We start from the raw sequence: 12,357 nt of genomic DNA, 5'->3' as shown, positions 1-12,357 counted from the left end.
CCCCGACGATCGGACGCGACGGGCTGAGTCACCGACGCAGACACCCGCACCCGCACCCGCACTCGGCGTGGCTTCGATGCAGATGATCGCCGATGAGCTCCGCGCAACAGTGCCGTGCGTGCGGGCAGATGCACTACATGACGACCTCGCATTCTGGGACAGAATGCGTGGCTTCGACTGTCTCGACGGGGACTCACCAACCTTCATCCGTGTTTACGCGCATGCGGTGTCGGTGCCGCAGACCCTCGCGGACTGGGACGGCACGTTCGGTGCCGGGCGAGCCGTGACCAGGGGTGAGCACTGGTACGTCATCGGAGCTCCCGCCACCGTCTCTGCCGTGAAGCCTCCGAAGGCAACACCCCGCGTTGCGAACGACGTCGGAGTGCCCGTGCCCCTCACCCCCGAGCAGGACTACATGACGACCTGCGTGCTGTTCGTCTCGAGCGAGGGCCAGCGGTACGTGCAGCATCCGAAGCAGCGCAGCACATCGGCGGATCAGTACAGCGAGCTCTTCCCCGGGGTCACTGCCGAGGTGCACGCGGCGATCGACGACCTCGGCCGGAGCCGCATCCTCGGGATCGCAGATGAGGAACGATGGATTGCGGCACTGTCACCGATGGGCCCACGGCTCAAGCGGCGGTGCGCCACCGCGTACCGCGCGGTCGGCGACACGGTGCGCCCGCTCAGTGGAGACGAGCGGTGAGGGCGTCAGGTACCTGGCCCTCCGTGCGCAGAGCTGCCGCCGCCGCCTTGATGGTCGCCACCACCGGCGCCTCGCTGCTGGCGGTCGACAACCTGCTCGGCTTCATCGGAACGCATCTGATCGCAGCAGGGCCAGTGTTGATGGTCGCTGCGATCTCGGTGTCAGCAGGAGTCGTGGCCGCTGCCGGTGCTGCGCTCGCTCGCGGCGCCGTGCACCTCGTCTTCGCGGCCACCACCGTCGTATTCGTGGCCGCCCTGTCGCCGGCGACCAGCAGCCAGCTGTGGCTCCCCATCGCGGTCGTCCTGCAGGCGCTCGTCCCGTTGGCCTTCGCAGCCGCCGGGCTGCTGGCCCTTCGCGGTTCGCGGAACTCCACCGCGGTGCGGGCCCTCGCGGTGATGCTCGTGGGGTTCGCCGCCGCCTGGATCGTCACCGCGTTCATCCCGGTGGCGCTCGTGGCGTTCCTCCTCGCACAGGCCGGCACGCTGGTCGTCGGGGCTGCCCTCAGCCTGCAGCCGCTTCTTCGCCGCGCCCGGAGTCTTGTGCGTGCGCTGTGGGCGAGTGCGGAGGTCCGCTGAGGAGCCCCGCTGCAGGTCGCTGGGCGATGTGCGTTCGACGCGGTGCGGATACGATCGTGCGCGCATCCTGATCCAACGAGGGCAACGGGGTGTTCGAGGGGGAGAACGTCGTGGTGCGTCAGCAGGGGAACCTGGTCCCCGGATCGCCTGCCAGACGCACGATCGCGGTCGGTCTGGCGATCGCCGTGTCGGCAGCAGCTCTGGTCGGCATCCGTGCAACGGCAGGATCAGCGGACACCGCAGCCTCGGCGGTGACGGTCACGAAGGTCACCGCGTCCACCACCGGCACCGCCGTTCGCACCACGCTCAAGGTCAAGAACACCGCCTCGGTGCGGAAGCCGGCTTCCTCCGCGTGGCTGTACCTGTCCGCCGGCACCAAGAAGTACACGCTCGGCCGGGTCGCGGTGAAGGCACTCGCCGCTGGTTCGAGCACCTCGGTCACCGCAGTCCGCGGGATGCCCTCCCGTGCCCCAGCCGGCAAGTACTCGATCCTCGCCTGCGCCGGTGCGTACTCGGCGAAGCAGTGCCGCACGTCGACCGCGACCGTCACCACCAAGCCGACGAAGCGCGCGCGTCCGGAGACTGGCGTGATGCTCGACGTCGCTCGCGCCTACTACCCCGTGGCGTTGCTCAAGCGGTACATCGACCTCCTCGCCGACGATGGCGGCCGCTTCTTGCACTTGCACCTCACCGATGACCAGAACGTCGGGATCGAGAGCACGGTCCTCGGCCAAACCCTCGCCAACGCTGATCTCGACGACGGCGTGTACACGAGCCGCGTGACCCATCGCCCGTTCCTGAGCGCCGTGCAGGCACGCTCGATCGCCGCCTACGGGGCGAAGCGAGGCGTCGCGATCGTGCCGGAGATCGACACTCCCGGACACATGGCCGCCGCCTTCGCCCTGCTCGAGGCGGAACACGGCACGAAGTGGGTCGACCGCATCCGTTCGGGCGAGAACGAACTCGACACGTCGGCGCCCGAGAGTCTCGCGCTGGCGAAGAAGCTGTACGCCGAGGTGCAGCGGACCTTCCCCTCCAGCCGCACCGTGCACATCGGCGGCGACGAATGGGGCGACGACGTCACCGCCGCCCAACGCGTCGCCTGGATGAACGCGATGGCGGCCACGGTCGGCAACCGCGAGGTCTGGGCCTGGAACGACGGGATCGATCGGGTCGCGGTCGAGCGACTGGATCCGCGCATCCACGTCACGTACTGGAGCTTCGACGGCGACACCGAGGACGCAGCCGAGCGGCGCGAACGCCGAGCACGGCGGGCCAGTGCGGTCGACCTGCAGCAGGCCGGAGTCGACCTGCTCAACTACAACTCGTACTACCTCTACGAGGTGCCGACCGACCTCGACCCGGCCGACAGCGAGTACACCGTCGCCGACCTCCGCGAGAACTGGTCACTCCGGGCGTGGGACGGCGACTCCGGTTCGCTGCTCGCGGCTCCGATGTCGGGCGCCGCCGTCGCGATCTGGGGTGAGGACCTGGAGGATCCACCTGCTGACGCGCTCCTGCGGTGGAGCGCACCGCACGTGACGGCGATGATCGAGACCGCAGCCTCCTGACGGACGCATGTCGTGCCTCCAGGCCGATCGCCGGACCCGCCGGACCCGCCGGACCCGCCGCCTGCCTACCCGAGCGGCTCGACTCCGTAGCTGGTGACCACCGCACGCAACTCGTCCAGGTACGCCTGCGCCTGCACGGTGAGGGGAACCGAGGCGTGCGCGATCCAGCCGATCTCGATGCGTTCGTCGAAGTCGAGTGGGATGGCGACGATCTCGGGGTCGAGGTCGTCGCTGATGAGCCCGGTGGAGATCGTGTACCCGCCGAGGCCGATCATGAGGTTGAAGATCGTCGCCCGGTCCGACACCCGGATCTCCCGCTTGCTCGACATCGTCGACAGGATCTCCTCGGCCAGGTAGAAGGAGTTGTTCGCGCCCTGGTCGAACGTGAGCCGCGGCAGGTCCGCGAGGTCCTCGAGGGTCGCACGCTCCCGCGACGCGAGCGGGTTCCGCTTGGCCACGAAGATGTGGGGCTGTGCGACGAACAGCGGTGTGAACACGACGCCGGCGTCCCGCAGCAGCTTGCCGAGCACCTGCTTGTTGAAGTCGTTGCGGTAGAGGATGCCCACCTCGCTGCGCAGCGTGCGGACGTCCTCGATGATGTCCCAGGTGCGTGTCTCACGCAGCGAGAACTCGTACTCGTCCGCAGCCGCTGCTTCGACCATGCGGACGAAGGCCTCCACCGCGAACGAGTAGTGCTGGGCGGACACCCCGAGCAGCCGACGCGACCGCTGTCCACCGACGTAGCGCTGCTCGAGCAGGGAGACCTGCTCGACGACCTGCCGGGCGTACCCGAGGAACTCGACGCCGTCGACGGTGAGGACGACCCCCCTGGCCGATCGGGTGAAGAGCGGGCGTCCGATCCGCGTCTCGAGGTCCTTCATCGCCGCGGACATCGTCGGCTGCGATACGTAGAGCAGGTCGGCCGCTGCGCTGATCGAGCCCTCCGTCGCGACCTCGATGAAGTACCGGAGCTGCTGCAGGGTGATGTCGTTCGATACCCGGGCCATAGGCCGAGGCTATACCGGTGCATAGCGTCTCGGTATTACCTGATGGCCCATGAATCCCGCGATGATCGAGGCACCCCTTCCCCAGCGCCCGCGGGCGCTCGACGAACAGATTGCCGACCATGGCGAACGACCTCACCTTCAGCATCACCCGGACCCGGTTCGACGAGGACTACTCCCCCGCCGACAGCTCCCGGCTGACCACGAACTTCGCCAACCTGGCGCGCGGCGAGCGCCGTCAGCAGAACCTCCGTGCTGCGCTGGCGATGATCGACGGGCGCGCGAACGAGCTGGCCGCGGCGCACGACCGCTACTGTCTGCAGCTCGACATCGTCTCGGTGGCGCTGGAGTTCTCCGACGGTGGTTCGGACGCGCAGTTCCCGTTGCTCGAGATGCTCGACGTCACGATCGTCGACGAGCACACCGGCGAGCGCCACCGCGGGATCCTCGGCAACAACTTCTCGTCGTACTTGCGCGACTACGACTTCTCGGTGCTGCTGCCGTCGTCGCCGTCACTGCCGTCCGACTTCGGCCAGCTGCACGGGGCGCTCTTCCAGCGCTTCCTGGAGTCCGACGTGTTCGAGTCGCAGTTCGGTGCCGAGCCCGTCGTCTGCATCAGCGTCTCGACGAGCCAGACCTACCGCCGGAACGGGTACGTCCACCCGGCGCTCGGCGCCGAGTACGAGCACGAGCACTCCTCGCTCACCGACGACTACTTCGGCCGGATGGGCATGCGGGTCCGGTACTTCCAGCCCGCCGGGGCGGCTGCCCCGCTCGCGTTCTACACGCGCGGTGACCTGACCGGCGACTACACGGACCTCCAGCTCATCGGCACGATCGCCACCATGGAGACCTTCCAGAAGATCTACCGCCCGGAGGTCTACGCCGCGAACACCCCGGCCGGCAGCACCTACCGCCCCACCCTCGACCACACCGACTTCACGCCCACCCCGGTGACCTACGACCGCGAGGAGCGCAGCCGCCTCGGGATCACGCAGGGCCGCTGGACCGAGGAGCACCTGGTGCGGCCGCACCACGCACTCCTCGCCCGGTGGGCCGCCCCCGCCCTCGCGCGCTGACTTCCTCTGCCCTTCGACTGACTGGACCGTCACCCCCATGCGTTCTCTCCTCCCCACCTCGATCGTCGGCAGCCTGCCGAAACCGTCCTGGCTCGCTGAGCCCGAACGGCTCTGGTCCCCCTGGGAGCTGCAGGGAGCAGCACTGACCGAGGGCAAGCAGGACGCCCTCCGGTCCGCCGTGCACGAGCAGGAGCGCCGTGGCATCGACATCGTCAGCGACGGCGAGCAGACCCGCCAGCACTTCGTGACGACGTTCATCGAGCACCTGGACGGCGTCGACCTCGAGCGCAAGGAGACCGTCCGCATCCGCGACCGCTACGACGCAGCCGTCCCGACCGTCGTCGGTGCCGTCAGCCGTCGGGCGCCGGTCTTCGTTGAGGACGCGAAGTTCCTGCGGGCTCAGACCGATCGCCCCATCAAGTGGGCGCTCCCCGGCCCGATGACGATGATCGACACCCTCTCCGACCAGCACTACAAGAGCCGCGAGAAGCTGGCGTGGGAGTTCGCCACGATCCTCAACCAAGAAGCACGCGAGCTGCAGGACGCCGGCGTCGACATCATCCAGTTCGACGAGCCCGCCTTCACGGTCTTCCACGACGAGGTGCAGGACTGGGGCGTGGCCGCGCTCGAGCGTGCAGCCGAGGGCCTGCGCGCCGAGACCGCCGTGCACATCTGTTACGGCTACGGCATCGAAGCGAACAACAAGTGGAAGGAGACGCTCGGCGCGGAGTGGCGGCAGTACGAGCAGTCCTTCCCGCTCCTGCAGCAGTCCTCGATCGACATCGTGTCGCTCGAGTGCATCCACTCCCACGTTCCCCTCGAGCTCGTCGAGCTGATCCGCGGCAAGAAGGTCATGCTCGGGGCGATCGACGTCGCGACCGAGACCGTGGAGACGCCGGAGGAGGTCGCGGAGGTGCTGCGTCGGGCGCTCGAGTTCGTCGATGCGGACAAGCTCATCCCCAGCTCCAACTGCGGGATGGCGCCCCTGGCGCGGGGTGCGGCGCTGGACAAGCTCGGCGCGCTGTCCGCAGGGGCGGACATCGTGCGGGCCGAGCTCGCCAGCGTCGCCGTACCGGTATCGCGCTAGCGACCTAGCGACCTAGCGACCTAGCGGCCCAGCGGCCCAGCGGCACAGGACGGCTCGCCTCGACAACGGGGCGGGCCGTCCTTCGTGTCGCGTCCGGCAGGCGCGCGGGTCTCGGGCCGGACTGGAGGCGCGGCTCAGTTCCGGTGGTCAGGTCGCGGTCGTCACTCCTGACTGTCGAGGCTCATCTTCTCGAAGTCCCCCGCAACGCACTGCGAGCTGCCGTCGATCGTGTACCCGCGGGGATCCGCGCGGAAGTCGGAGGAGCTCACCGGGCCACCCCTGCCCCGGACACCGAGGATGGGGTCCTCGCCGCCGGTCTGGTAGCGCTCAGTTGTGACCCCGAGCTCCTTCCAGTGCTGTTCCACCGCCTCGACGTCGGCCTTTGGGTCAGCGCTCGCGGAGCGGACCATGGCGTAGACGTACTGGACGCCCCCTTGCCCCAGTCCCCGGCCGCACTTCCCGAGCCCCGGACCGTCGCTGACTTCCCAGCCGTCACCGACCACGTCGGTCGAACCCTCGACGAACGTGACGATGGACTGCTTCGCTTCTTTCGTGTTCATGCCAGACCCTTCGCTGCAACCAGTGAGAACGGCGACAGCGAGCAGCACGGCTCCTATCGCCCGGAGGACGGAGACGGCTTTCGCCCGTCGTGGTTTCATCTGGGAGTTCCTTCCAGATCACTTTGTTTCGGCGAAATCGGCATGATCAGTTCGTCAATCGTTCGGGCTGGCCGGTCGTGGCATACGCCACGTTCTGCAACGACTGCGTGTCTTCATCGAGGTAACCGCCGCCGTACCAGGTGTGCACGCCGTGGTCGCGGACGGGCTTGAGGCCGGGCGCCCCGTCGGCGCCAAAGCTCGTCGCGCCGAACTCCGGAGCAGTCGGATCCTGATGATGGTCCGAGCTGAAGTCACGCCCGACCGCCGCCCATTCGTCGCCACTCCAATGTTCGATGATCGGCTTCACCACTTCTGCTTGTCCGGCGTACACCGCATCGGCGTGGATTTCGTCTGCTTCGCCGATGCTGTCCGGTATTCCAGCCGAAGCGATGGTGGTGAACGAATCCACGTGCACGCCCTCGGTCGTGAGCGCGTAGGACGCGGTCGTGGTGCCGTAGGAGTGTCCGAGGACGTTGACCGTCGGCATGGTACCGGCTCTCGTCGCGTCGAGGCCCTTGATCGAAGCGGCCAGCTTCTCGCCGCCGGCCTTCGCGTAGTCGCTGCCGAACACGGCAGTGCTCGCCGGCGGGACGGGCGGTGCTTCGTACCCCATCCACGCGACGACGGCATTCGTGGTGCCGCGTCCTGCGGGAGCGGCCTTTGCCTGCTCGCTGTAGACGTTCTGAGCGGCATCCGCCCAATCGGTCATGCTGCCCGTGCTCGATCCCATCCCCGGCACCGCCCAGGTCACGTTCGTGGCTTCGTCGAGATCTCCGATGGACACCGCAGCCAGGGGCGGATGGTCTGCGCTGAGTACCGTGAGGCTTCGCTGGCCCTTGCGGCCGTTGGGGTTGAGTGAAGCCTTGATCGATTCGAGTGCGGAAAGGTCTTCGGCGTTCTTGCGCGCTTCCGCGCTGTAGATGCGGTCCGGGCGGCCAAGGTCGTCCAGGAACTTCTTCGCGGAGGCGATCCGGCGGTCGAGTACAGCGACGTTCGCAGCTCCGCGCGCCCAGTACGGCGCCCCTTCGAGATTCCCCAGAGCGGTCAGCACCGAGGTCGGGAGAAGTGCGAGGTCCGCAGCGTCCGCCCTCGTCAGACCGAGATCCGCCCACATCGCCGCGACCTGGGTCGGGGTCAAGTCGTCGGCGAACAGCCGCTGAACATCGCGGACGAGCTCGTCGTCGGTCGCCTTGTCGATCCTGGCGTTCGCCAGCGATCCGCCGCTCCCGGCCTGCTCGAACGCGTCCGCGATGCGGTCGATCCATGCGGCATCGGCTCTGTTCTCCTCGAGGAAGCGATCGAAGCCAGTCACGAAGGTGCACCCCTCGATCGGCACCCAGGAACACGAAGCGGTGAACGCAGTCCATGCACTGGCGAGCGTTGCGGCCTTTGACTCGGCAGCCGCGTCGTTCGCCCGGCTGACGATACTGAAGTCGCGCAGTCGTGCCGGGTCCGCCGAGCTTCGACCGTGTCCCGTGCCACCTCCGGACCGCCTGCGTTCCCGAGGCGCGAACGCCGCATGGATCGACGGTGGTCGGACCGCAACATCCGACGGTTTCGGCGCACGGATCGCGACTGGGGGCAGAGTGGTGGTGGCGAGCAGGGAGGTCGCTGCGGTGTGCTGGCGTTCGCGTTCGGCTTCGTTCCAAGCATCGAGTGCGTTCAGCCGTTCCTCCTCAGCCTGCGCGGAGGACTTGGCGTCGCGCACCTGACTGACGAGGTCATCCAGGACGGACGCCAACTTGCCCCGGTCGGTCGACTCAGTCGAGGCGGACTCGGTGAACCGGTCCGCGTAGGCTCCGGAAAAGTCAGCCGCTGCTTCCTCGACGGCGGACCGACGAGCCCCCGACTGAGCGCGGAGTTCGTCCTTCGCCGACGTGGCCGCTCTGACGACGGCGTCTGCCGCCGCTGCGTCGAACTCGATCTTCCCCATGACGTCCCCCTCAGGCCCACCCCGGTCCGAACGCTGACTCTACCCGAAGCAGCGCCGAAGGGCGTATTTCACACAACGGTGGGACTTCGAGGGCATCGTTGCACACCCCGGCGGCTCTCTTCCGAGTGCAGGAGAGCCCCCGGCCAGGTTGCGTCCTCCGCGTGCGCGGACCTCGACCCCCACCATTGACGCCAGGGGACGGATAACGACACCGCGTCTCGCACCACCCCCAGGGGTGACCGAAGCTTGATATTTTGCCTTCCAGGTGGTTGCTTCGGTAAGTTGATCCGGAGGGCGCTCAGGCTCCTCCGCCTAGGCAAGGGAGCCGATTGCCGTGATGCGCGGCGCACTCAAGCGAACGGGGGAGAACATGTCGGGAAGCCCGCGGGGTGTCCGCTGGAGTGCGGTCGGCATGTTCGTCCTGCTGGCGTACGGTGCGGCATGGGCACTGCTCTGGCCAGCGATCCAGGCGAGTGCGGACCTCTCGGACCCCGTCGGGAACCCTGGTGCGTACATCGCGACCGTGGCGATGATGTTCACACCGGGCCTCGCAGCGCTGCTGGTCGCGGTCACGCTCGAACGTCGCCGCGGGAAAGCGATCCTGGTTGCGCTCGGGCTGGCTGGCTTCTTCACGCGTCGAGGCTGGCGCTTCGCTCTCGCAGGCATCGCCGGAGCTGCTGTGCTGATCTCCGGCAGCTGGGGCCTCGGGATGCTGTTCGGGTGGGTGCAGCTCGACCCCGAACACTCCATGGCGAAAGAACTCATCGTTCGAGTCACGGGCGAGCAACCGCCGATGCCGATGGCGCTCCTGGCGCTGCTGCAACTGCTGAACCTCCCGATCGGGATTGCCATCACCGCGATCGCTGCGACCGGCGAAGAAGTCGGTTGGCGCGGCTGGCTCCTCCCGAAACTGCTGCCGCTCGGCACTGAATGGGCGCTGTGCGTGAGCGGCGCGATCTGGGGTCTCTGGCACGCTCCCGCGATCCTGCTCGGCCTGAACTACGAGGAACGCAATCCCCTCGGGATCATCATGATGATGATCGGCTGTGTCGGCGCGGGCGTGCTGATCGGCTGGCTCCGGCTTGCGAGTGGATCGCTTCTGCCCTGCGTGCTCGCCCATGCGGCACTCAACAGCTTCGCCTCGTACCAGTCCGTCCTCTTCCCGCCTTTCGACGAACGCCTTGTCGGGCCGCTCGCCATCACCGGATGGATCGTCATGGCGCTCTTGATCGCGGCGTGCGTGTTGCGGGCAACTCGACTTCGCCAGCGACACGGGTCACAACTGGGCAGCCCCGAGGTCCGCAACACCGAGCTTTCCCAGTAGCCGGCCGAACGCCCAAGGGAACTGACCGGACCACCGCGGCCGCGGCCCCCGAAGGACAGGTCCTCACCCCGGCCTGGAGGACGGCGTCTGCGAAGCGTCAGACTCGAGGGCGTTGACTACGGTCATGATCACCAAGGGCGTCATCCACCAGGTCGAGAGTGCGACTGTCCGGGATCGCAACGGCGTGTCAGTCGGCAAGGTCGTGCAGGTGTTCCCCTCCGACGAGGACGGCAGTGCGGCCTACGTCTGTGTCGCAACCGGACTGCTCGGGCGTCACCAGGCGCTCGTCCCCGCCGACGACGCCACGTTCGACGGCACGGACGTGCACGTCGGGTACACGAAGGACGCGATCAAGGACGCGCCGTCCCTCGGAGCCGGACGTACCCTGTCCCCCGCCGAGGCGAACGCCGTCCGCGGACACTTCGGGCTGTCCCACACCGGCGCTGCGACCGGGGACATGGGTGACCCCCACGAGAACCTCGACCAGGCCGGGACAGGTCTTGCGGGTGCCGACGACACCGAGGGCGCAGGGACGACACCGCCGGCCTGAACCTCACCGGAGTGAACGGCGCCGAGACCACGGCTTTCGCCCACACCAAGCAAGGCAGCGGCCGGTCCTCTGGCGGGTGCGTGCTCCGTCATTGATGCACGCTCTTGTGAACTTGGCACACGCGGGGTTCTCGGAAGAGCATGCCCGTCTTCGTCCGACCGGCTCCGCAGCCATCGCACACGCGCAGCACCGCGAAGGCACTGCTGCGAACGCCCACGGGGCGGCTGCGCGGTCACGTGTCATCGGAAGTCACCCTCCGACACACATCGACACAACCCTTCTCGCGGGCGTTCGGCGATGTCACAGTCTCGCGATGGCGCACATCTGGTCGGGCTGTCCGCCCACACCGGACGAATCGACACCACACGGCGCCACACCACGCGACAGGTAGCAACCCAGAGCACGAAGGAGTCCTCGTGACCATCAGCAACCAGACCGCCGACAGCACGATCGACGAGGGCGCCGACGACGAGCTCCTCGCCCGTTTCCGTCCGATCTTCGATCGCATCGCTGCCGGCGCCTCTGAGCGCGAACGCGACCACCGCCTCCCGTTCGAGGAGATCCGCGAACTCGCCGCCGCAGGATTCGGCGCCGTCCGCGTCCCCGTCGCCCACGGCGGAGCCGGGGCGACCCTGCCCCAGCTGTTCCGCCTGCTGACCGAACTCGCCGCCGCTGACAGCAACATCCCCCAGGCGCTCCGCGGCCACTTCGCACTCGTGGAGGACCGGCTGGTCGCACGGACCGGGGAACGTGAGGTGTGGCTGGACCGCTTCGGCCGCGGTGAGATCGCCGGTAACTCGTGGACCGAAGTCGGGTCGGTGCAGGTCGGCGACGTGATCACGAAGGTGACCCCGCAGCCGGACGGGACGTTCCGGATCACCGGGCAGAAGTACTACTCGACCGGCAGCATCTTCGCCGACTGGATCGACACCTACGCCGAACGCACGGACACCGGCGAGCGGGTCATCGCGATCATCGACGCGCACCAGCCCGGGGTCACCCACACCGATGACTGGGACGGGTTCGGGCAGCGCACCACCGGCTCCGGCACCAGCACCTTCGACGACGCCGTCGTGCAGGCCGACGCGGTGATCCCCTTCGACGAGCGTTTCAAGTACCAGACGGCGTTCTACCAGGGCGTGCTGTTGAGCGTCCTCGCCGGGTCCGTCCTCGCAGCCGAGCGGGAGATCGCGCGCGAGGTCCGCAACCGCACCCGCGTCTTCTCACACGGCAACGCCGACACGTTCGCGGCAGACCCGCAGATCCTGCAGGTCGTCGGCGAGGTGTCGGCGGCCGGGTTCGCCGCCACCGCCATCGTCGACCGGGCCGCCGCGGCCCTGCAGGGTGCGTACGAGGGAGCCGGGCTCGACACAGCCGAGGACGAGCGCCGCAACGACCGCGCCGAACTCGCGACCGCGCAGGCGCAAGTGGCGCTGACCACGCTGGCGACGACGGCGACCTCGCACCTGTTCGACGCGCTCGCGGCGTCCGGGGTGAGCACGACGAAGAACCTCGACCGGCACTGGCGGAACGCTCGCACCGCCGGCAGCCACAACCCGTGGGTGTTCAAGGCACGGATCATCGGTGACCACGCGGTCAACGGTGCCGAACCGCCCCGCGTCTGGGCGATCGGTGCGACCCGCACCTCGTGACGCTTGTCGAAGCCGGGACGGCTTCCGCGTGACCGCTGCTGCGATGTGCCTGCCCCACCGCCCGCCCGCCGTGCGCGTACAGTCCCTGGCAACGCACGGCTGGCCAACGACCGGGGAACGCGATGCGACTGATCACGGGGATGACACTGGCCGTTGCGCTGGCAGCAGGCGCGCTGATCGGCCTCGCGCCACCAGCGACTGCGGCCGGATCCGGAACGAT

At 68.3% G+C, this 12,357-nt stretch carries 11 protein-coding genes; 8 read left to right on the top strand and 3 right to left on the bottom strand.

Going from position 1 to position 12,357, the window contains the following annotated elements:
- Positions 1–76: 76 nt before the first annotated feature.
- From HP445_RS04685 to HP445_RS04675, 3 genes are all read left to right on the top strand, one after another.
- Complete coding sequence (locus HP445_RS04685) at positions 77–703, top strand: hypothetical protein (RefSeq protein ID WP_128780714.1); 627 nt, start codon at positions 77–79, stop codon at positions 701–703.
- Between the two features lie 23 nt (positions 704–726).
- On the top strand, positions 727–1,278 hold the full coding sequence (locus HP445_RS04680) for a hypothetical protein (RefSeq protein ID WP_128780713.1): 552 nt from the start codon (positions 727–729) through the stop codon (positions 1,276–1,278).
- Positions 1,279–1,367: 89 nt separating this feature from the next.
- The gene (locus HP445_RS04675) at positions 1,368–2,849 is read left to right on the top strand and encodes a family 20 glycosylhydrolase (protein WP_128780712.1); all 1,482 of its coding nucleotides are present in this window, start codon (positions 1,368–1,370) and stop codon (positions 2,847–2,849) included.
- 65 nt (positions 2,850–2,914) lie between these two features.
- Here HP445_RS04675 and HP445_RS04670 read toward each other — a convergent pair whose 3' ends face one another.
- Positions 2,915–3,856: a LysR family transcriptional regulator gene (locus HP445_RS04670; protein WP_128780711.1), complete on the bottom strand. Its 942-nt coding sequence runs from the start codon at positions 3,854–3,856 to the stop codon at positions 2,915–2,917.
- A gap of 119 nt (positions 3,857–3,975) precedes the next feature.
- Here HP445_RS04670 and HP445_RS04665 point away from each other — a divergent pair, with 119 nt between their 5' ends.
- Together HP445_RS04665 and HP445_RS04660 are read left to right on the top strand one after the other, a co-directional pair.
- On the top strand, positions 3,976–4,932 hold the full coding sequence (locus HP445_RS04665) for a putative oxygenase MesX (protein ID WP_128780710.1): 957 nt from the start codon (positions 3,976–3,978) through the stop codon (positions 4,930–4,932).
- Between the two features lie 37 nt (positions 4,933–4,969).
- The gene (locus HP445_RS04660; RefSeq protein WP_128780709.1) at positions 4,970–6,019 is read left to right on the top strand and encodes a methionine synthase; all 1,050 of its coding nucleotides are present in this window, start codon (positions 4,970–4,972) and stop codon (positions 6,017–6,019) included.
- A gap of 161 nt (positions 6,020–6,180) precedes the next feature.
- Here HP445_RS04660 and HP445_RS04655 read toward each other — a convergent pair whose 3' ends face one another.
- Both HP445_RS04655 and HP445_RS04650 read right to left on the bottom strand, forming a co-directional pair.
- Positions 6,181–6,579 carry a hypothetical protein gene (locus HP445_RS04655; protein ID WP_128780708.1) on the bottom strand — a complete coding sequence of 133 codons (399 nt, stop codon included), beginning with the start codon at positions 6,577–6,579 and terminating at the stop codon, positions 6,181–6,183.
- A 145-nt stretch (positions 6,580–6,724) separates the two neighbouring features.
- On the bottom strand, positions 6,725–8,611 hold the full coding sequence (locus HP445_RS04650; protein ID WP_128780707.1) for an alpha/beta hydrolase: 1,887 nt from the start codon (positions 8,609–8,611) through the stop codon (positions 6,725–6,727).
- Between the two features lie 337 nt (positions 8,612–8,948).
- On the opposite strand from HP445_RS04650, the gene HP445_RS04645 reads away from it, so the two are divergent.
- The 3 genes from HP445_RS04645 to HP445_RS04635 all read left to right on the top strand — a co-directional run bounded on the left by HP445_RS04645 (position 8,949) and on the right by HP445_RS04635 (position 12,137).
- The gene (locus HP445_RS04645; RefSeq protein ID WP_128780706.1) at positions 8,949–9,935 is read left to right on the top strand and encodes a CPBP family intramembrane glutamic endopeptidase; all 987 of its coding nucleotides are present in this window, start codon (positions 8,949–8,951) and stop codon (positions 9,933–9,935) included.
- Between the two features lie 124 nt (positions 9,936–10,059).
- A complete protein-coding gene (locus HP445_RS04640) occupies positions 10,060–10,485 on the top strand; it encodes a hypothetical protein (RefSeq protein WP_128780705.1) in 426 nt (141 codons plus the stop codon).
- 416 nt (positions 10,486–10,901) lie between these two features.
- Positions 10,902–12,137: an acyl-CoA dehydrogenase family protein gene (locus HP445_RS04635; protein WP_128780704.1), complete on the top strand. Its 1,236-nt coding sequence runs from the start codon at positions 10,902–10,904 to the stop codon at positions 12,135–12,137.
- Positions 12,138–12,357: the final 220 nt, after the last annotated feature.

This window comes from Curtobacterium flaccumfaciens, from assembly GCF_013359815.1.
Taxonomy (GTDB): domain Bacteria; phylum Actinomycetota; class Actinomycetes; order Actinomycetales; family Microbacteriaceae; genus Curtobacterium; species Curtobacterium flaccumfaciens.
Note: the sequence above shows the minus strand (reverse complement) of the source record. Positions and strands in the feature narration are given on the sequence as shown.

What these genes read in the sequence shown, in the direction of transcription:
- HP445_RS04660 (WP_128780709.1), top strand. Translation starts at nt 4,970, where the DNA reads ATGCGTTCTCTCCTCCCCACCTCGATCGTCGGCAGCCTGCCGAAACCG.
- HP445_RS04670 (WP_128780711.1), bottom strand. Translation starts at nt 3,856, where the DNA reads ATGGCCCGGGTATCGAACGACATCACCCTGCAGCAGCTCCGGTACTTC.
- HP445_RS04640 (WP_128780705.1), top strand. Translation starts at nt 10,060, where the DNA reads ATGATCACCAAGGGCGTCATCCACCAGGTCGAGAGTGCGACTGTCCGG.
- HP445_RS04665 (WP_128780710.1), top strand. Translation starts at nt 3,976, where the DNA reads ATGGCGAACGACCTCACCTTCAGCATCACCCGGACCCGGTTCGACGAG.
- HP445_RS04650 (WP_128780707.1), bottom strand. Translation starts at nt 8,611, where the DNA reads ATGGGGAAGATCGAGTTCGACGCAGCGGCGGCAGACGCCGTCGTCAGA.
- HP445_RS04645 (WP_128780706.1), top strand. Translation starts at nt 8,949, where the DNA reads ATGCGCGGCGCACTCAAGCGAACGGGGGAGAACATGTCGGGAAGCCCG.
- HP445_RS04655 (WP_128780708.1), bottom strand. Translation starts at nt 6,579, where the DNA reads ATGAACACGAAAGAAGCGAAGCAGTCCATCGTCACGTTCGTCGAGGGT.
- HP445_RS04685 (WP_128780714.1), top strand. Translation starts at nt 77, where the DNA reads ATGCAGATGATCGCCGATGAGCTCCGCGCAACAGTGCCGTGCGTGCGG.